Genomic DNA, 19,426 nt, shown 5'->3' with positions numbered 1-19,426 from the left:
ATTATAATCTGTCCCATGAAATTGAATAGGTATAAGCGGTACTGCTCCATGAGATAGAAAACACAATCTGTTCGTCGAAAAAAATTCCACTCACCCAAAAAGTAATATTCTCCGGTGTATTTTTTTGTAATGTAATAACGACATTTTTCAGGCGTGGTTCAAACCAGGAAATAGCCTGGTAAATATTATTGCTCAGTGCGTCAATACGCTCATCATCCGAAATATCAACGCTAATAACATCAGAAACGCCATAATTTAAAACTGATTTCGGTAACTCACCAAATAAAGGTAAAACTGCGGAAATCGGTCTTGATGAAAATAACATGTTCAGATCGAACATGAGGCTTTGCACAACTTCCTGACGTGACCAAGTGAGCGTTACACCACGCTCTTCCTTTTGTGGATGATCATCTTTCAGACGATGGAGAAATGAAGGTTGAATCATAATATCCTTTCTTTCTGGTTAAAACTGCCGGCCTTTGGCCGGCAGTAAACAGTAAAAATTACTGTTTCTTGTTCTCGATGAGATCCCAACCTTCTGGACCCACTTTTTTGCCTTTGTTGCCGTCTGGACTGAGTGGTGTGAAGGTCCACTTAATTTTGGAATAGGTAATGGAAAACTGCTCTTGTGGGAATTCACCGCCACGCGAACACGTTTCATGAACATCAGAGATAATACATTCGTCCATTTCAACTTCCGCATAAGGGTGCATTTCCCCTTTGAAAATTGTACAAATTGCTAATTTCACATTCTTAATCGCTGTACCTTGCGCCGCAGCGGACAGCAGTTTAATAGAACTGGTATCCATCACCTTCACACAATCGATGGTGCGGAAATCCGCTGCACCAACGGTAATCTTACGCTTACCACTGTCTGCAATACGTGCGTGGTTGAACACCCCAAAATTGACATGCTCCAGCTCAATCCAATCTTTATGTTGGCTGTCGGTACTTTCACCTGGAATACTATCAATTTGTAAAAAAATAGAAGAACTCATAATTAACTACTCCTGTTATTTGTAATAAAATAGGATAAATATTAATAAATAGAATAATTAAGCAGCCGAAGACGGCGGCAAATCTGCAACCAACCGTAAAGACATACTTAATCCCTCTAATTGGAAATGTGGCCTTAAATAAGCTACTGCGCGATATGTTCCAGGCGAGCCAGGAACTTCAACAACATCAACTCTTGCCTCCCGCAATGGATGGCTGGCTTTAATTTCTGCGCCGACAGTATCAGAGCCAACAATATACTGGTTGATCCAGCTTTGCAGATAAGTTTGGCATTCTCCACGGGACATAAAACTACCCACTTTGTCGCGCACAATCATTTTCAAATAATGGGCGAAGCGAGAAGTCGTCATAATGTATTGCAATTGTGTTGATAATTTTGCGTTGGCATTTGCCAAATCAGAATTATATTTCCTTGGTTTATTTGGCGACTGCACCGAGAAAAATGCGGCGTAGTCAGTGCCTTTATAATAAACCAGAGGAATAAAGCCTAATTCTGCCAATTCTTTCTCACGGCGATCAGAAATAGCCACTTCAGTCGGACATTGCAGCATTTTTTCGCCGGACACAGAGGAGTAATGATGGGTCGGCAATGCTTCTACCAATCCCCCACCTTCCACACCGCGAATCGCGGCACACCAGCCATATTGTTCAAACGCAGCCACCATACGGCCAGCCAATGCATAAGCGGCGTTAATCCACAGATAACTGCTGCTATCCCCTTCTTTCATCTGCTCTTCGAAACAGAACTGTTCAACCGGAATCGTTTTTGCTCCGTAAGGCAAACGACCAATCACTCTTGGTAAAGTTAGGCCGACATAGCGGGAGTCATCAGATTCTCGGAAGCGTTTCCAACGCAAATAGTCGGATGTGTCAAACAGTTTGGACAAATCACGAGGACGCGGCAGTTCACCAAAATCATTCAGCCCCAACATGCCTGCATTGGCCGAACTGATAAACGGTGCATGTGCGGCAGCCGCCACATGAGAAATCTGTTCCAGTAAGTAAAGATCTTCTGGACTGTTATCAAAGTCAAAATCACCAACAAATGCCGAGTAAGGCTCACCACCAAAGGTACCGTACTCATGTTCATAAATATTTTTAAACAGCATTGACTGATCGAAATCAGAAGCCGATTTAAAGTCTTTAATCAAATCGGTTTTTGTCGCGTTCAACATTCGAATCTGGGTATTCTCAGTTTCACTCTGATCGAGTAACCCCTTAAGCCCCGTCCAGGAAGATTCCAAACGCTGGAATTCCGGGTGATGCAATACCAAGCTCAGTTGAGCGGACATCAACGCGTCAATCGAGGCAATGCGCTCCTCAATACTGTTTACCAAATCACCAGAAACCACTAATGAGCCAGCAGTCACTTCGGACAAAAACTGGTCGAGTTGACTTTTTACCCGATCACGATCCGTTTCCCGACGAATGGCCTGAGTGTTATCAATAATCTGATCAAGAAAATCGCCGCTAGTTTCCATTGCTTTCAATTCTTGCTGTTCAACAACGCTCTGTTCCATGCTGTCCTCACTGTGCATTGTTATTTTCCGGAGTGGCGTCATCTGCTGTATTTTCTGTGGCGGCGGTTTCCGTTCCCTCATTTACCTGCGGTAATTTATCCGCATGTTCAGCAAGAATTTCCGCCAGACGGTCACGCAATTTTTCATTACTCAATGCACGACCTTTCAAATCACTCAGTTTGCTGCGAACTCCCAATAAATTACGCAGTGGCTCAATCTGCTTCGCCAAATTCTCCGGGGAAAAGTCAGCCATTGATTGAAATTGCAAATCGACATTAATAAATCCACTCTGACCCGGCAAAGCACTTTCAACCTGTAATTCCAACGAAGGTGATAGACCTTCCATCACAGCATTAAAATTATCTTTATCAACATGCATGAAACGACGTTCACGCATAGGAATTGATTGCTCAGCAAATTGCCCAATCACACCAATAACTAAAGGCAATTCTTTTTTCTCGACCGCACCACCTAATTCGACATCATAAGTAATCTGAACACGGGGCGGCCTTACTTTATCAAGCTTACGTTGAGTATTCATGGCACCTTTTTACCTTTATATATGACAGGAAGTGCAAACTTACTTACGTTAAACCGCACCAAACCTGATTAAATAACCGAACAAGATGAGATAGACGAAGAGATCAATTAACGTCTATTTATAACAACTTAATATGCTGTGGCACATTTAATGATATTTAAAACCCACCGTGTGTCGGCTGGTAAATAAATTCTCACGTATATTGTCTTAATGCAAGCTTATCAAAGTGAAATATCATGTCCTGAATCCAGGACAATTATCTAATTGATTGTATTTAATAAGAAAATTAAAAGTTATATATTATAATTAAAACGCATTTTCGTACTTGTCTTATTTTCCATTTTACCATCTTCAATAATGAAAATCTGACTTGTCAGAAAAATAAAAATATAGATGGAATTAGAATTTTATTTAAACTTGGCCTTGCCTAATATGGGAAACAGAATACCTGATTAATATACAAGGTTTTTAATAAAGATAAATCGATTAACTACCTAAATATGATTAATTAAGATATCACGACCTGATGAATTTTTACTGGGAATTGTATCTGGATTAATAGATAAACACTTATTGCAAATAGCCGGATAGTTGCGTAAAAAATAAGATACAGGGCCAGATTAGGCCCCGTATTACTACAAATTGTGATCAGAAGTACATATTATCTATACTCTTCCTGCAACTTGTTTTGTCTCAAATTCCACAGTGAATCTTCTGGCATTTGGACACGAATATCCAAACGACAATAGTCGGGAATATCGCAGGGTTCCCCATCTTGGTAGAATATCTTGTTACCCTTGTCATCAATAGATTTGACTCGCCAGTTCTGAAACATTTCAGGCAAATGTGAATGTTGACGGTGGAAAGTTTTAACAATAATCGAACCATCAGGTTGAACGTGATCATTAACAAAGATCAGTTCGAGATTATTGTTGTCGTGAGGAACCGAAATACCCCCATGTATCCCCCAACCACCATCAGCGTTATACCCTAAAATACTTGATACGTGATATATACCGGTCCCCTCTTTTTTAACGTCTGCTCCTTCTGATTCTTCGTTAGTTGAGAATGTGCCATCGGGGTAAATTTCTACTATCGGAGAGGCTTGTTTGAAGAATCCATTAATATCCGGTTTAGCATTAGCATCATCCCAGAATTTACGTGTAGTTTTAACCCCCGTATTTATGTAATCTGTACGATATGTATCTCCCCCATGTATGAAAATCAATCTGTGGCTCCATACTTGATCTATTCCCTCGCTTGATGCACCAATGACATTGCTAAATCTTAACTGGACTCCAAATTTATCTGGCAATCCATATCTGGCAAGGAACGGTACGTTGGGCACAAATCCAGCACAACCATTATATATATTTTCCCATCCATCCAAACGACCAAGACTCATTGAATACATTGCTTCATTAATTGATACTGCACCTACATCCCCGGCATTCAAATTAATATCCGTAGTCAACGACTTACCATTTATTTTCCGGCCATTGGGTACTTTACCATCAATATTTTCACGTAATGAATTAACGATTTCCTGAGCCAGTTTTTGTGTCACTGCTAATGTGTCACTGTTGCCAACTACATTGGTAAGCTGAACAACACCTTTTTGCGTTAATGAAGTATCAGGAGTTTCTGCCGTGATTTTCTGCTTTAACGCCCGATTTAACTGGACAGTGAGTTTGGCTATATCACCGTCATCCAAAACATCATCACCCGATTGTGTCGCAATAAAATTAGCCACCACAGAGGCTATTGTTGATGATTGACGTAATACCTTATTTAACAAATGAGTTGGAACATCATTGGGTGGAAACCCCGTCTGTAAGTCCAGACTTGCTTCATATCTATCTTGACTTACTACATTAGCACCATTCTTAATAGAAAAAGCTTTAAAATCATTTTCTTGGCTCATATATTCCCCCTAAATTTTTAAAAAACTAGCCTTAATTTATACCCATTATCCATAACACAACGATAAGCTCGTTTTTAAACGAGCTTTTATTAAATTAAAACGCCGATTTAAAAAACTTTTATTAATATTTAAAGAAAGTAAAAACTTTAACGCTATTATTATTGCGGTTTTTCAGGCCAGTTAATATCTGATGCCAATGAAATATCAATCCGACTTAATAATACCAAATACTTTTTCCAATCGAGTAATAACGCCTTTTCAGTTTCCGATGCCATTTCAGTTTCAACCGCATATTGCAATACCGTTATGGCCTCATTGGCTTGTTGACGAAAAATATCACGTTGTTGTTCTGCCTGTTTAATCTGATTAGCTTGCTGCGCTTCAATATCCGTTACCCATTTTTCACCATCCCATTGATCAAAATCAGTCGCCGGTGGCTCGAATATCAATGTTTCTGCTAATTCACCCAGTTCAGAAACTTCCTGTTGTTCACCGGTTTGTGTGCTGTAAGCTATTTTCCCTCGATGGTCAGGGACAATTTCCCAATGGCTTTCGTCCGCACTGCGACGCACAGCCATATTATCGGCATCAGGAAGATTTGGCGCATCAGGATAAGAATGTGCGGATACACCTACCCCTTCCGCTACATATTCAACATTAGTGCCAGCAAATTCTCTCGAATAAGGATTAACATGATAAACCTTTATCCAACCGGCTTTAGTCGCTAAACCGTCTTCACCTAATATAACGGTTTCAGTATCTAAGATATTTTCGTGTGTCATTATTATTCTGCCTTTACGATGTAGTTAAATGCGATATTGCGAGGGCGAGTTTCATTTGCGGTTGGAACCATACGTGATGCGTCAAAAGTTATATCATGTGCTGTATAAGCATCATTCGATAGAACAGTTGTATTCCTAAGATAATGCGAGCTTTTCAGAGAAAAACAACCAGCTGTAGTAATTATGCTGTCATTATAATCCAATTTTCGGGCTATGAAGCTTCCAGTAATGTTCCTAATTGCATCACCCTGGCCTGTCAGAAGTGCTCTACCACTATCTATTCCACGACCATCATCCCAACCACGAATAAACTCACCTCTTAAATCGGGTAACCTACCACTAGGATAAGCTTCCGCTAACTTCGGATATTGTGATCTACTAAAAGCGGAGCCATTACAAGTGACATAACCAAAAGGTGGATGGGGCAACGACCAGGGAATAGGAGAGCCAACAGGAATTTCACTGGTTGTTTTTATCAGCTTATCTACTTCCGCTCGAGTATATGCTCCCACGTCACTCGCATTCAGATTAATATCTTCAGTCAACGTTTTACCATTTATTCTCCGGCTATTGGGTACATTGCCATTAATATTTTCACGCAATGAGTTGACTATTTCCTGAACTAACTTTTGTGTTACTGCTAATGTGTCATTATTACCCATCTCATTGGTCAGCTGAACAACGCCTTTTTGTGTCAATGAGGCACTGGGAATTTCTGCTGTAACTTTTTGTTTTAAGGCTCGATTTAATTGAACAGTGAGTTTAGCTATATCACCATCATCCAAAATATCATCGCCAGATTGTGTCGCGATAAAATCAGCTATCACAGATGATATAACTGACGATTGACGCAATGCCTTATTTAATACATGAGTAGAGATATTTTCTGGTGGAAACCCTGTCTTCACCTCCTGAGCTTCCTCATATCTTTCTTGACTTACCACATTAGCATTATTATTAATAGAAAATGCCTTGAAATCATTCTTTTGACTCATATACCCCTCTTAAATTAAATAATACCCTTATATAATCAACATATTAAATTATTGTACAAGTAATTTCTCCCAATTGGGGTCAGTCATAGTCTAGTTCATAAAAACAATAATGGATTGTTTTTATAACTTACAGGGTTAATTATTTTTGTATAATAGGTGAAAAATAATCAGGTCAATATTTGATAATTATTCACAACTCCGATTTCCCACTTTTATTTTTATGACAATATTTCCTGTCTTTACTATAATCCACTGATAATAAAAAATCATAAATATTTATATGTGAAAAATAGCGAAAAATAAAACAGGAAATAATATAGAATAATGGTTGTAAAAATGACTTTCCAGTTATATAAAATAATATTTTTAATACTCTATTTTGACTTTAATAAATTAATCAATATTCATGTTTATTTCTTACTTAATATAAACATGAATATTATGACTATTCAGATATTAAATCCTTAAACCCAGGGATTTAATATTGGTACGCCAGTCAACTCAAAATCAATGACATTCCGTGTAACTACAGTCATACCATGAACCAGCGCAGTTGCGGCGATAAGTGCATCACGCTCTGAGCAGGGATCAGGGACATGTAACCGGGCGCACCGCTGCGCTACAGCGGTATCTACCAGCAAAATCCGCCCAGTAAACTCTGGCATAACATGGTGGTTAAACCATGAACGCAATAATGTCCCCTGGATGATATCTCGTCGTTCAATCTGTAAGATGCCGGTTTCCAGTTCCATAACAGTGATAGCTGACAAGAAAAGTTCTGTTGCATCAATGCCTTCAGCCCAAGCCGCGACACCAACATTAGCCTTACCTGCACGAACTTTTCGCAGCTCAGACACCACATTAGTATCAAGAACAAACATCATGAAAAACTCGCAGGCCGACTATTGATAGTGGCTCGTGGTGGATTGAATTCAATATCCTCGACACCAGGCATTGCTAAAGCATCAGCAATATTTCGGCGTTGCTTCGTAATTCGTTGATACTCCTCAAAAGTTAGCAGGACATGCGCTGGCTTGCCGCGATCGGTGATAAACACAGGGCCGCTTTTAGCCGCCTTCTTTGCCCCGCTAACATCTTGGTTAAGCTCCCGGCTTGATAAAGTTGTGATTGACATAGTACACCCCGATATAACAGCAATTTATGTAGGTACGTTACTACATGTTGTCATGGGGGTGCAACTTTGTCACCATTCTTTTACATTTCAGGAAAAATCACGATAAATGCTCCATCACCAACCGCGTAGCCGAAGCCAGCACATCACGGCGTGATTCGGCATCTTGCTGATGTTGAGTAAAGTAAACTGCCAGAACCACAGGTGCTCCCTTTGGCGGCCAGAGTATGGCGACATCGTTAGTGGTACCATAATCACCGCTGCCAGTTTTATCACCAACCACCCAACCTGTCGGAACACCAGCACGAATACTGGCATCTCCTGTAGTATTTCCTTTGAGCCAGTCGATCAACTGCTCACGTTGTAATGCAGCCAGAACCTCTCCAAATACGATTTTATTCACACTGGCCGCCATTGCTGCCGGTGTTGTAGTATCTCTGGGATCATCAGGAATGGCACTGTTCAAATCAGGTTCCAGGCGATCAAGCCGGAATGTATGGTCCCCAAGGCTTTGGGTAAAATGGTTAACAGCCTCTAATCCACCTACTTCTTTAATTAACAGATTTGCTGCAGTGTTGTCGCTGTATTGCAACGTTGCAGCACATAATTGTGTGATGCTCATCCCCTGATTCAGATGTTTGCGAGCAATAGGAGCATAAGACAGTAAATCTGCCTCACTGTAACTGATATGTTTTGCTAGCAACTCTGACTGAGACATACTTTTGTGCAACACTGCGGCAACAACTATCAGCTTAAAAGTACTACAGAAAGGGAAACGTTCATCCCCCCGGTACTGGATCGCCTGACCATTTGCAGTATTGATCAGTGTCACCCCCAAACGGCCTTTCGCACTATTTTCCAACTCAGCAAGTTGTTTATGCAATGATGAAGGAATCACACCCGCCCAGGCGGGAAAAACAAAGTTGACCAATGGAAGAGTAATACCAGCCAATAACAGTGAACGCCGCAATGGAGAATGCTTCATATCTGGATCTCGCAAAATAAAATCGTAGAATTACATGAGAAAGGCTCATTATAGAGAGAAAAGCATCAAAACGGCATGCCTATTCACGATAAAATACTCCTTATATGCTTAGATGGAGATGTTATTTACTGTAATTTGTATGGAATCAATACAAATTTCATGGATTTACTCAATTGATTGAGTAAATCCATGATGTAGTTTTTCCACCATCATTCACACTTTTTTATAAATACCAAATCGAATTAATAAATCCCCTTTATAGTGGTATGAACTATTGCCATCCACCATTTACCCCATTTTTAATCTTGTTCGCCCGCCCTTTAGCACCCATTTAATAATTATTCAACACAAATTACACAAAAATATCAAATATTCATTATGGCTCACTAATTTATAAATTATCAGATAATTAAACTTTAAATCAACTGTAACAATCTATACTTACCTAGTTCGTTAATATTTTTAGAACACTCTTTTAACCTTATTTTAACCTTACAAGGATATGCATCATGGGTGTTTTTCAGTATAAAGATTTTGATGACGCTACTTCAAAAGAGTTATTTTCCGACGCTAAAGCTATTTCCGGGTATGCTTATCATAATCTGGGGAGTGGATTTGCCGAGGGATATTACAATTACGGTTTTGGCTTAGGGATGCCATTAACGTTATTGAAGGCTATTATCGGCAGTACAACCTCACAAGGCATCACGCCTAAATTGCCCTGGAACCCAGATTCGGAAAAACAAGCACGAGATAACCTTAACGAAGCCGGATGGTTTACTATCAGCGCTGACGAGTTAGGCTATCAGGGTAAAACAGATGCCCGCGGTACCTTTTATGGCGAAAAATCAAGTCACTCCACGGCCCAGGCGGAAGTGATGGGAAAATATGATGCCGACGGCAATTTGATTTCTATTGGTATTGCATTTCGTGGCACCAGCGGCCCACGGGAAACGATAGTTACCGATACATTCGGTGATATTATCAACAACGTATTGGTCGGTTTAGGAAAGACAGAATATTCGAATAACTATACACCGAACGCTTTTGGCCGGCTGCTGGATCATGTGGCTAATTACGCTAAAGCTAATGGCCTGACTGGAAGTGACATTGTGGTCAGTGGTCATAGTTTGGGGGGATTAGCCACAAACAGTATGGCGGAGGCTAGTGATGAAAAATGGGGTGGATTCTACTCCCAGTCTAACTACATAACTTTCGCTTCGCCATCACAGTATGAGAAGGACGGCAAGGTGTTGAACGTGGGATATGAAAATGACCCAGTATTCCGCGTTTTAACGGGTACCAGCGTCACTTCCTCATCACCCGGCGTACACGATGCACCAAAGGATTCTGCGACAAATAATATTGTTAACTTTAACGATCACTATGCCTCAGACTGGTGGAATATATTGCCTTTCTCTATTGCTAACCCATCAACCTGGGTTTCGCATGTCACTCCGTTTTACCAAAGCGGCATGCAACGCATTATAGATTCAGTGTTTTACGATCTGACTCATAAAGATTCTACTATTGTTGTCAGCAATCTTTCCAACGTCGCTCGTGTAAATACCTGGGTGCAAGATTTAAACCGAAATGCTGAGAAACACACTGGCAGTACTTTTATTATCGGTACCGACAGCAACGACCTAATTAAAGGAGGTAAAGGAAACGATTATCTGGAAGGACGCGACGGGAATGATATATTCCGTGATGATGGCGGATTTAACATTATTTCCGGCGGGAAAGGCCATAATACCTTTGACTTACAGAAATCGTTAAAAGGTGAGGAAATAGCCTATGACAAAGCGGGTACATTATATCTGCGCGATGCACAAGGTGGTATCACCATTGCTACCGATATCGCCACAATAAGAAGCAAAGAAAGTACCTGGCTGTTTTTCACCAAAGATGTCGATTCTCAAGTCAGAAACGACGGCTTGTACTCCTCCAATAAGGGGCTAACGAAATACGCTAATTCAGTAACCGGCAACGACGGGGATAATACTCTTACGGCCAAAACCTCCGGATCTTGGTTATTCGGTCTGGATGGTGACGATACTCTGATCGGCTTTGGTAACAATAATGTTTTTGTCGGCGGTGAAGGAAACGATGTGCTGAAAAGCCAAGGTAACAACAATACCTTCCTGTTCAACGGTGAATTTGGACAAGACATTATCTATGGTTACAACAAAACCGACAAACTGGTGTTCCTGGGTACCAAAGGTAGTAGTGATGAAAGTAGTTATCTGGATCACGCCTCTATGGTAGATAATAATCTGGTGTTTACCTTCGGACAAAACTCCGTCACTTTGGTTGGCGTCAGCATGGATAGTCTATCCGCAGACAATATAGTACTGGCATAACATAAAAATCATGCGATATTCCTATCCATAGAGTGGCCATCAAAAATGGCCACCTTTTGAGAATTCCCTTAATAGTCAACGATAAAATAGAAACTTTTACTTACTTTCCGCTGCAATATGTTCTGCTAGTAATGTGTGGCTCACGGCATATTTCGCTTGCCATGCTTTAGGGTTGATCAAATAATGTTGCCGGAAACGTTTAGAAAAATGACTTGGGCTGGAATAACCCACGGCAGCAGAAACATCTATGATACTCATCCCTTTTTTCAATAAATCTTCCGCTGTGGTCATACGAACGTTTTCCAGATATTGATGGAAAGTACGGAAAACAACCGCGCGGAATCCCTCTTTTAATTTTCGCTCATTCAAACCAACCGCTCTTGATAACGATTTTATTGTCCAAGGGTAATGATAATCACTATTAATTATTTTTATTGCGTTATAAACAGCACGGCGCTGCAAACCGTTAATCACATTATATTGACAATCATAAATTTGAGCCGTCACACAAGCGAGTATTTCTAACGCCTTCGCCTTTAAATAAACTTTTCTGACATTGCCATTTAATTGACATTCTTCTATTTGATTGACTATCTGCATAAATGGCGGATAAATAGGGCTAGACATCATCAAGACATCACTATAGCTAACATTTTTCTCAAAACCTGACGTCAATTTGGTAAAAGATGGCAACTCCTGAGCTTCAATTTCATTCAGAGAAAAACGGATATCGAGAATATGCCACGTTCCACAGCCAAAGAAATTCATGCCACGTGTCATTTTAGGTGAATAGAAAAATACCATTGTTCCTGGATTAATATCTAAAACATCACCGTTCTCAATCGCCATTTTCCCCTTCCCGCTTAGAACAAAAGCAATTGATACCGTTGGCGGCCCTTCACAATATTCGGTGAAATCTTTGTTGAGCTCAAGACGAATCCGGTTTATGTGAATTCCGTCTGATAATTCCTCTGTTAGCAACGAGGGATTTGTATTATTTTCCTCCTGTAAATGCATGCAATTGCAACGGTCAGCAGTGAAAACTCCCAATTTCTTGCTATAGATCGTCTCCATGAGATCCCCCTGTAAAATTAGCATCAGACACCATTTCAAAAGCGCTTTCCACACTAAAACAGTATTTTGTGCATATTAAAGACATTATATTTTTATTTTATATATATATACGGAATGTAAATATCACGCAATTTATCATTAATGATAATCATTATCAATAGTACGTATCGCGCTACTTTTGTCCCTATCCCGTTAGCTCTACCTTTCTATTCCCGTTAGTCTCCTCTATATGTTTTTTGTTTTACCACACTTAATTTTTGTAAAACATGATTTGAAAAGGCATAAAGAGTATTCATATGAAAAAAAAATATGCTAAGGCTTCTGTCTTATGTTGCCTGATTTCACCTATGGTTTGGGCAGAACATTCGCCTGAAGCCACAGAAGATGCTTTGATTGTGACAGCTAACAAACGAGAAGAAGCATTAAATAAGGTTGACGGCAGTGTTTTGGTTAAAACGGGCGAAGAACTTGAGCAAGCGGGTATTACTCAAGTACAAGATCTTGAGCGTGCTTTCCCCGGTTTACAAATCCGTTCACGCGGTAATCGAACCTATTCAGCAACCACAATTCGGGGTATCAGTTCACCCGACTTCTATTCACCTTCCGTTCGAATTTATGTTGATGGCGTTCCTCAGGATCACCAGTTCCTAACACAAGAGTTAATCAACGTAGAACGTGTAGAATTATTACGTGGTCCTCAAGGCACTTTATATGGCGGAAACGCACAAGCAGGGGTTATCAATATTATCACCCGTTCGCCAAAAGAGGGCCCTTGGCTTAATCTCTCTGGTAATTATTCTAAGTTGAAACAAGGCGGTTCCTTCAGCGGATCAATACCTCTCATTGAGGACATTCTTTATGGCAGTACTAGCCTACGCTGGGTAAAAGAACCTGGGCAAATCGATATGCCAAGTCGTGGTGATAAAAATATTGACTCCAGCAAAACCTGGCTAGGTAAAGGACAACTGACATTTGCACCCGAAGATTCCCCTTTCAATGCTGAACTTAGCTTTGCTCATGAAGATCTCAATTCACATGAAGAACTTTATTTAACCGACGAGCAATTCCGCCAGAAGAAATATGAAGGCTCTATCCCTGATCTGACAAGACGGGTCAACAGTTATGCATTCAAGGCTGAATATGATTTTGGCAACAGTGTATTAACCAGTGTCACGTCCTATCAGGATCGCGATATTTTCCGTGATTTCATCGGGGGTAAATGGAAAGAGAAACATCACGCCACAACCCAAGAACTGCGTTTAAACTCCAACTATTCAAATGGGATTAGCAGCGTTCTTGGAGGTTGGTTCTCAGATGAAAGTAACAAACATCATACCAGCGATCTTGGTTACTATGGCGCTGCCTTTAACACCATAAAAGCAAAATCACTGGCACTGTTTGGTGAAGTTAAACTACCGGTCGCTTCCCAATGGGATCTAACCCTTGGCGGTCGTTTGTCACATGAAAAATCGCAGATAGACTATGCTGGCCGTTCTGGCATGATGGCCATCGAAGCTTTTGATAACCAAGTTTCCAACAACGAATTCACACCTAAAGCGGCTCTGGGCTGGCAATTGACACCAGATACCCGTTTCTATGTTTCTGCTACTAAAGGTTATAAACCCGGCGGATTCAATAACATTGTTTCCTCCGCCAATGATAGAAAGTCTTACGATACCGAAACCTCCGCCAATTATGAGTTTGGCTGGCATACGGCGTTCTTTGATAACGCCATGACGTTAGATAGCGCGGTTTACTACATCCGCTCAAAAGACAAACAAATCTATGTCGGACCCGTTGGTATGCAGTCTATCCGCAACGCCGGAAAAGCGGAAAGTAAAGGTATTGAGCTAAATAGTCAGATCAAGCCAATGCAAGGACTTAAATTTTCACTTGGCGGTAGTATTGGTAAATCAAATTTCACTGATGCAACCGATTCAGAAACTGGCGTAAGTTATAACGGCAAACGTCTGCCTTATGCGCCAGATGTCATGCTCAATGCAAGTTTCGACTATATGATTGATCAAACCCTGCTACCGGGTAATCTCTATTTAAGTGCCGGTGCCCGCTACTATTCGAAAAGCTACTTTAATGAAGCGAATACCCTTGAACAAGGTGGATATACGCTCTACGACGCTTCATTAAGTTTAGAAATGGCCCATGGTATTAATGTCAAACTTTATGGCGAAAATCTGGGCAACAAAAAGTACCGTGTCTCTAGTTTCCCATTAGGAGACACGTACAGTATGATCAGTAAGGGCTTGAATGTTGGACTGGATGTGAGCGTTGCGCTATGACGCATAATATCTCACATCCCCGTCATGTCTCGTCGCTGCTTCTGGCTTTGGCTGGTGTTTACACCATCCAAAGTACCATCGGTATGTTAACGCTACAAAGCATGCCAGCATTTCTGCGCAGCCACGGTGTTACTCCGGATAAGATAGGGCTACTTTATCTGCTGATGTTACCCTGGGCGTTCAAATTCCTCTGGGCACCCATTGTAGAGCGTTATCGCAAATCAGGTTCGGGAGATACCAACTCCCGCCGCATTATGCTCTGCGGTAATTTGTTAATTACATTGCTTTTTTGTTCAATGTCATTAGCAGAACCTGCTGAGCATATGCCGCTGATCATCACGGGTCTGTTTCTGATCACCCTTTGCCTGACCATAGTCGATACCACTACAGATGGTCATGCTATCGACCGGTTATCCCCACAACATCGCCCCTGGAGTAATGTCATGCAGGTCGGTGGCAGTTATCTGGGGTCCATTATAGGTAGCGGTCTGTTTCTATATCTGATCTCACTGTATGGCTGGCATATTGGTGCTGGTGTGTTAGCCATATTGATTCTATTGATGTCACTGCCTGTTTTATTCATCAGGGAAACACAGGGAAAGAAAGAATCGGATGCTTCAAAGGCTCTGGTTGCACCATCATTAAAGAGTGCATTACGCCGTACTCCCGTTAAGCAGGCACTGATTTTAATATTGCTCTGTATGATTGGTACACGCCTTTCACTCGGTATGCTCTCCCCGTTTTTGATAGATCGCGGAGTAGATTTAACCCAACTGGGCATCATTGCTGCCAGTGGTGGTGCATTAGCCGGGTTATCCGGTGTCTTACTCGGCGGCATCATTGTACGTAAATTAGGTGCCATTCAAACATTATTGGGTCTGATGCTGCTTGAGTGTATGGTATTGGTGGGTATTTTCTGGCTTGCCCAACAACCAGAAGCCCCGCTATCCCTACTTTCAACTGCATATGTCTTCATCACGTTAATCACCGCCGCTAAATTTGTTGCCTTGTATACCCAGATGATGTCTCTAGCGGCAGGCACACAGTCTGGTGTGGATTTTGCGTTGATGCAATCCGCAGATATGGGCATTGCGATCATCTGTTCAGTGCTAGGTGGAATGATTGTCACCAAAGCAGACTACGCTTCCCTTTTCGCTCTTGCATCATTCTTCACCCTCACTGGTCTGTTCTGGACATTGCGCAAGTTCCGTGATTTCCGAAAGGAGAATATACATGCTGAGCAATGATTCTTCTGTTCAAAACTCGCCAGAACAACGCGCCGCTGATGCCGGCGTCATTCAAGAGCTGTGGAATATGATGCGCCCATACCGCACTCTGAGTTACGTTGCTATTGCGCTTGCCATTGTTTCCGCTGGTCTGCAAATACTACCGGCAGCAATTGCCGGGCTGATTACCCAATCTATCTATGACGAGCAATATGACACGCTACTGAGTTACGGCATCATGTTATTAAGCTTCACTTTTGCCGCTATGTTGACTTTTAGTGGTTCAACGTTCGTTTCTCATTTGATCGCTGCCGATGTTCAGGCCGATGTTCGTCGTAACATCAGCAGTAAGTTGAAGTCCGTTCCTTTAGGCTTCTTCATGCTGACTGACAGCACCGAAATAAAGAAGATGATGTTAGATGACGTAGAACAACTTGAGGATGGTATTGCCCATATCATCCCAGAGATGTCAGCAACTTTGTTCGGTCCACTGATCGCATTGAGTGCCATGTTAGCCATCGATTGGCGGTTAGCATTGGCAGCATTTGCGCCAACTTTAGGCGCTTGTTTATTATTCATCTATATTCAGATGAAAGTTCAAACCACTACTCAGCGCTTTTACGCAGCCCAAAATCGTATTGCTTCGACAATGGGTGAAGTTATCAATGCAATTCCTGTAGTAAAAACCTATTCAGGCGGCAATGTTGCGCTACAGCGTGCCGAAGGGGCGTTTACCTCCCTGACACGAATTATCGATGTTTGGGTTGAGAAAGTGCAGGTCAAATCCAGCCGGTTTTTCGTGCTATCCAGCGCCAATCTGTTGTTTGTTCTCCCTTTGGCGGTTTGGCTATTCAACCGACAAGAAATCTCTTTATTTGAATTCACTTTCTTTATTCTGGCTGCAATGGCATTCGGTAATATTGCTTCATCCATGTTCGCGGTGATGACACGTCTGCAACAACAAGAGGCGCTGATCACACGCTATCGCTGGTTAATGAATCAGCCTGAACTGGCACCATGCACTCAGAGTCAAACACCTGCCAATCATAGTGTTACTTTGCATAATGTTAGTTTCTCCTATCAAGACGAACAGGATAACGCGTTAAATAACATCTCGTTTTCCATACCTGCCGGCAGTTCATTAGCTTTAACAGGTGCCAGTGGTTCTGGTAAATCCACGATAGCGAACCTGATTGCTCGTCTTTGGGACCCTCAACAAGGCCAGATTACTGTTGGTGGGGTGGATATCCGCAATATGGACGAACCAACTCTGCGTAATAACATCTCTTTTGTTTTCCAGCGAGTATTTCTGTTCAATGATACGATAGCCAATAATATACGACTCGCCCGCCCTGATGCTTCACAAGCTGAAGTTGAAGCCGCTGCCGTCGCGGCACAAGCACATCAATTTATCCAACAGTTACCACAAGGCTACAACACTGTGCTTAACCACGGTATCAGCTTGTCTGTAGGAGAAAAACAACGTATTGCCGTTGCGGCAGCCATCCTGAAAAACGCTCCCATTCTTGTATTGGATGAGGCTACTGCCTATGCCGATCCAGAATGTGAAAAAGAGATGCAACAAGCACTCAATGCTTTATGTCGCCACAAGACAGTGATTGTTATTGCCCACCGCCTGCCGACTATCCGTCATTTTGATCAAATACTGGTCCTGGATAAAGGACAAATCATTGAACAAGGAACTCATGATGAACTAGTCGCACAGCAAGGCACATACGCCAGGCAGTGGTCTGCCTGGCGGAGAGGAAATACCGGGACAGGAGCAAATTATCATGGGGCTATTTAATCGTCTCCAGCAACATTTGTCACCAAAACTGCAACGGGTTTGGTTCAGTGGCTTGTTATATAAGCAGCTTGATACCGTTGCGATTATTGCTCAACTTGCTATTGCTGCCTGGGCTATCACTCATCTGGAGGATAGTGGCAACAATATGCTGCCGCTTATCATTCTGACGTTATTGGTTGTTTTACTGTTGCTCCGGTTCGCTTTTATGGCCCGCGCATTACGTAAACTCACCATTGCTGCTTATGGATTAGGTATAGAAATCCGGCGCTCTTTGCTACAACGGCTGGTCAGCATGTCCGTAGCCACAATTCGGGGACTGAGTGCCGGAAAAATAGCGCTGACGTTATCTGAAGATGTGCAATGGCAGGAAAACCAGTCAGCCTATACCACACCGCAAATCGCCTGTCAGGTTATGATGCTGACTCTCATTTATCTGGCTTTATTCTGGTTCAATTGGGTTGTTGCCGGTAGTGCATTACTGGTGCTGATGGTTGGCATGCTCATCCTGGGGGCCATCCGCAAAAAACTGAATGAAATATTGCGCCTGCGCGCCATTATGATGGCTGATGCATCTGAAGCCATTGTAGAGTACGCCCAAGGTATGTCCTTTATTCGTGCTGCGGCAGCGACCACAACGGTAGAACAGCGTTTTGACCGCGAAATCGACCAATTACGTGTCGCATTTCGCCACGGGGTATTCAGAAGTATTCCGCTATTGAGCCTGTTTTACATCATTATTGATACCAGCGTGGTCGTTGGCATTCTGGCGGGCACCCTGCACTTTAATTCACCAGAAGCATTAACACTTTCGGAAATGCTTATCACTATTCTGCTGTTGTTTGCCACTATTACCCCTTTACGCGGGATCATTCCTCTGCTCAATATAACTGCATTGACGCAAGTAGGTGAAACCCATATTGCAGAGATAGAAGCCGTTGCTACACAGGCATCTGGGCCATTAGCAGCGCCAGCCAAATATGATGTTGAAGTTAATAACATCTCATTTAGCTACCCAGGTACTCGTCAACCTGCTATCCAAAACGTTTCGTTTTATGCACCGCAAGGCAGTATGACCGCCATTGTGGGACCAAGTGGCAGTGGTAAATCCACACTGGCCTATTTATTGCTCTCTTTCTATCAACTGGATAAAGGTGAAATCCGTCTGGGTGGAAATCATATCCATCATTACCAGACTCAGGCTCTGTATGACACCGTCACAATGGTGTTTCAGGAAACCGCGCTATTTCAGGATACTGTCGCTAATAATCTCCGTTTAGGTGATTCCAACGCAACGCAATTGGAACTGGAACAGGCGGCTCGCCTTGCCAATATTCACGATACGATTATGGCATTACCGCAAGGATACGATACACCGTTGGGAGTGGATGGCGGTACGCTGTCTGGTGGTGAGCGCCAGCGGCTTGCTATTGCTCGCGCTATTCTAAAACAGTCTCCCGTTCTATTTCTGGACGAAGCGACGGCTTCGCTGGACCCCGAAAATGAGCAGTTGATACAAGAAGCGTTTAACTCTCTTACCCAGAATAAAACCGTCTTTGTTATCGCTCATCGGCTAAGCACGATAACTCGCGCTGATCAAATATTGGTGATGGATCATGGAACCCTTCGTGATAGCGGTACCCATGATGAATTACTAAAACGTTGTCCGCTTTACCAATCTCTTTGGAAAAATCACCTTGGTTTAGAAGAGCATTGGCATTTACACCCGCATAAGGTGTAACCCACCTATTATCTGACTTATTACG

Annotated in this window: 16 protein-coding genes; 5 read left to right on the top strand and 11 right to left on the bottom strand. The window is 42.1% G+C overall.

The window, feature by feature from the left end; translation table 11 throughout:
• Position 1: 1 nt before the first annotated feature.
• From tssE to bla, 10 genes are all read right to left on the bottom strand, one after another.
• Positions 2 to 445, bottom strand: a complete 444-nt coding sequence (tssE, locus tag C5469_RS03175; protein WP_166302214.1) for a type VI secretion system baseplate subunit TssE — start codon at positions 443 to 445, stop codon at positions 2 to 4.
• 58 nt (positions 446 to 503) lie between these two features.
• Complete coding sequence (locus C5469_RS03170; RefSeq protein ID WP_166302212.1) at positions 504 to 998, bottom strand: Hcp family type VI secretion system effector; 495 nt, start codon at positions 996 to 998, stop codon at positions 504 to 506.
• Between the two features lie 57 nt (positions 999 to 1,055).
• Entirely contained in the window at positions 1,056 to 2,537 is a 1,482-nt protein-coding gene (tssC, locus tag C5469_RS03165) for a type VI secretion system contractile sheath large subunit (RefSeq protein ID WP_166302210.1), read from the bottom strand.
• A gap of 7 nt (positions 2,538 to 2,544) precedes the next feature.
• Positions 2,545 to 3,078 (bottom strand): type VI secretion system contractile sheath small subunit, encoded by a 534-nt coding sequence (gene tssB, locus C5469_RS03160; protein ID WP_166302208.1) that lies wholly within the window; start codon positions 3,076 to 3,078, stop codon positions 2,545 to 2,547.
• Between the two features lie 661 nt (positions 3,079 to 3,739).
• Positions 3,740 to 5,002 (bottom strand): phage tail fiber protein, encoded by a 1,263-nt coding sequence (locus C5469_RS03155; RefSeq protein ID WP_166302206.1) that lies wholly within the window; start codon positions 5,000 to 5,002, stop codon positions 3,740 to 3,742.
• A 158-nt stretch (positions 5,003 to 5,160) separates the two neighbouring features.
• Positions 5,161 to 5,784 (bottom strand): tail fiber assembly protein, encoded by a 624-nt coding sequence (locus C5469_RS03150; protein WP_166302204.1) that lies wholly within the window; start codon positions 5,782 to 5,784, stop codon positions 5,161 to 5,163.
• Between the two features lie 2 nt (positions 5,785 to 5,786).
• Positions 5,787 to 6,779, bottom strand: a complete 993-nt coding sequence (locus C5469_RS03145) for a phage tail protein (RefSeq protein WP_166302202.1) — start codon at positions 6,777 to 6,779, stop codon at positions 5,787 to 5,789.
• Between the two features lie 464 nt (positions 6,780 to 7,243).
• Entirely contained in the window at positions 7,244 to 7,660 is a 417-nt protein-coding gene (locus C5469_RS03140) for a type II toxin-antitoxin system VapC family toxin (protein WP_166302376.1), read from the bottom strand.
• Positions 7,660 to 7,914: a type II toxin-antitoxin system Phd/YefM family antitoxin gene (locus tag C5469_RS03135; RefSeq protein ID WP_166302200.1), complete on the bottom strand. Its 255-nt coding sequence runs from the start codon at positions 7,912 to 7,914 to the stop codon at positions 7,660 to 7,662. Before C5469_RS03135 ends, C5469_RS03140 begins: the two co-directional genes overlap by 1 nt.
• Positions 7,915 to 8,011: 97 nt before the next feature.
• On the bottom strand, positions 8,012 to 8,896 hold the full coding sequence (bla, locus tag C5469_RS03130; RefSeq protein WP_166302198.1) for a class A beta-lactamase: 885 nt from the start codon (positions 8,894 to 8,896) through the stop codon (positions 8,012 to 8,014).
• 509 nt (positions 8,897 to 9,405) lie between these two features.
• Here bla and C5469_RS03125 point away from each other — a divergent pair.
• Complete coding sequence (locus tag C5469_RS03125; RefSeq protein ID WP_166302196.1) at positions 9,406 to 11,259, top strand: polyurethane esterase; 1,854 nt, start codon at positions 9,406 to 9,408, stop codon at positions 11,257 to 11,259.
• Positions 11,260 to 11,355: 96 nt separating this feature from the next.
• On the opposite strand, the gene C5469_RS03120 is transcribed toward C5469_RS03125, so the two are convergent.
• The gene (locus C5469_RS03120) at positions 11,356 to 12,333 is read right to left on the bottom strand and encodes a helix-turn-helix domain-containing protein (RefSeq protein ID WP_166302194.1); all 978 of its coding nucleotides are present in this window, start codon (positions 12,331 to 12,333) and stop codon (positions 11,356 to 11,358) included.
• 296 nt (positions 12,334 to 12,629) lie between these two features.
• On the opposite strand from C5469_RS03120, the gene C5469_RS03115 reads away from it, so the two are divergent.
• Genes C5469_RS03115 through C5469_RS03100 form a run of 4 tightly spaced genes read left to right on the top strand, consistent with a single transcriptional unit; the run spans position 12,630 to position 19,401 of the window.
• Positions 12,630 to 14,630, top strand: coding sequence for a TonB-dependent receptor (locus tag C5469_RS03115; RefSeq protein ID WP_166302192.1), 2,001 nt, complete (start codon positions 12,630 to 12,632; stop codon positions 14,628 to 14,630).
• Positions 14,627 to 15,877: an MFS transporter gene (locus tag C5469_RS03110; RefSeq protein WP_166302190.1), complete on the top strand. Its 1,251-nt coding sequence runs from the start codon at positions 14,627 to 14,629 to the stop codon at positions 15,875 to 15,877. Before C5469_RS03115 ends, C5469_RS03110 begins: the two co-directional genes overlap by 4 nt.
• The gene (locus C5469_RS03105; protein ID WP_166302188.1) at positions 15,864 to 17,663 is read left to right on the top strand and encodes an ABC transporter ATP-binding protein; all 1,800 of its coding nucleotides are present in this window, start codon (positions 15,864 to 15,866) and stop codon (positions 17,661 to 17,663) included. The genes C5469_RS03110 and C5469_RS03105 overlap by 14 nt, the downstream gene beginning before the upstream one ends.
• The gene (locus tag C5469_RS03100; protein WP_166302185.1) at positions 17,650 to 19,401 is read left to right on the top strand and encodes an ABC transporter ATP-binding protein; all 1,752 of its coding nucleotides are present in this window, start codon (positions 17,650 to 17,652) and stop codon (positions 19,399 to 19,401) included. The genes C5469_RS03105 and C5469_RS03100 overlap by 14 nt, the downstream gene beginning before the upstream one ends.
• The last annotated feature ends 25 nt before the right edge of the window (positions 19,402 to 19,426 follow it).

The organism is Photorhabdus cinerea (assembly GCF_011189575.1).
Lineage (GTDB): Bacteria > Pseudomonadota > Gammaproteobacteria > Enterobacterales > Enterobacteriaceae > Photorhabdus > Photorhabdus cinerea.
This window is presented reverse-complemented; position numbering and strand designations above follow the sequence as displayed.

Bases quoted from the DNA above. Each gene is read 5' to 3' on its own strand.
- tssE (WP_166302214.1), bottom strand. From the start codon at position 445: ATGATTCAACCTTCATTTCTCCATCGTCTGAAAGATGATCATCCACAA.
- C5469_RS03170 (WP_166302212.1), bottom strand. From the start codon at position 998: ATGAGTTCTTCTATTTTTTTACAAATTGATAGTATTCCAGGTGAAAGT.
- tssC (WP_166302210.1), bottom strand. From the start codon at position 2,537: ATGGAACAGAGCGTTGTTGAACAGCAAGAATTGAAAGCAATGGAAACT.
- tssB (WP_166302208.1), bottom strand. From the start codon at position 3,078: ATGAATACTCAACGTAAGCTTGATAAAGTAAGGCCGCCCCGTGTTCAG.
- C5469_RS03155 (WP_166302206.1), bottom strand. From the start codon at position 5,002: ATGAGCCAAGAAAATGATTTTAAAGCTTTTTCTATTAAGAATGGTGCT.
- C5469_RS03150 (WP_166302204.1), bottom strand. From the start codon at position 5,784: ATGACACACGAAAATATCTTAGATACTGAAACCGTTATATTAGGTGAA.
- C5469_RS03145 (WP_166302202.1), bottom strand. From the start codon at position 6,779: ATGAGTCAAAAGAATGATTTCAAGGCATTTTCTATTAATAATAATGCT.
- C5469_RS03140 (WP_166302376.1), bottom strand. From the start codon at position 7,660: ATGTTTGTTCTTGATACTAATGTGGTGTCTGAGCTGCGAAAAGTTCGT.
- C5469_RS03135 (WP_166302200.1), bottom strand. From the start codon at position 7,914: ATGTCAATCACAACTTTATCAAGCCGGGAGCTTAACCAAGATGTTAGC.
- bla (WP_166302198.1), bottom strand. From the start codon at position 8,896: ATGAAGCATTCTCCATTGCGGCGTTCACTGTTATTGGCTGGTATTACT.
- C5469_RS03125 (WP_166302196.1), top strand. From the start codon at position 9,406: ATGGGTGTTTTTCAGTATAAAGATTTTGATGACGCTACTTCAAAAGAG.
- C5469_RS03120 (WP_166302194.1), bottom strand. From the start codon at position 12,333: ATGGAGACGATCTATAGCAAGAAATTGGGAGTTTTCACTGCTGACCGT.
- C5469_RS03115 (WP_166302192.1), top strand. From the start codon at position 12,630: ATGAAAAAAAAATATGCTAAGGCTTCTGTCTTATGTTGCCTGATTTCA.
- C5469_RS03110 (WP_166302190.1), top strand. From the start codon at position 14,627: ATGACGCATAATATCTCACATCCCCGTCATGTCTCGTCGCTGCTTCTG.
- C5469_RS03105 (WP_166302188.1), top strand. From the start codon at position 15,864: ATGCTGAGCAATGATTCTTCTGTTCAAAACTCGCCAGAACAACGCGCC.
- C5469_RS03100 (WP_166302185.1), top strand. From the start codon at position 17,650: ATGGGGCTATTTAATCGTCTCCAGCAACATTTGTCACCAAAACTGCAA.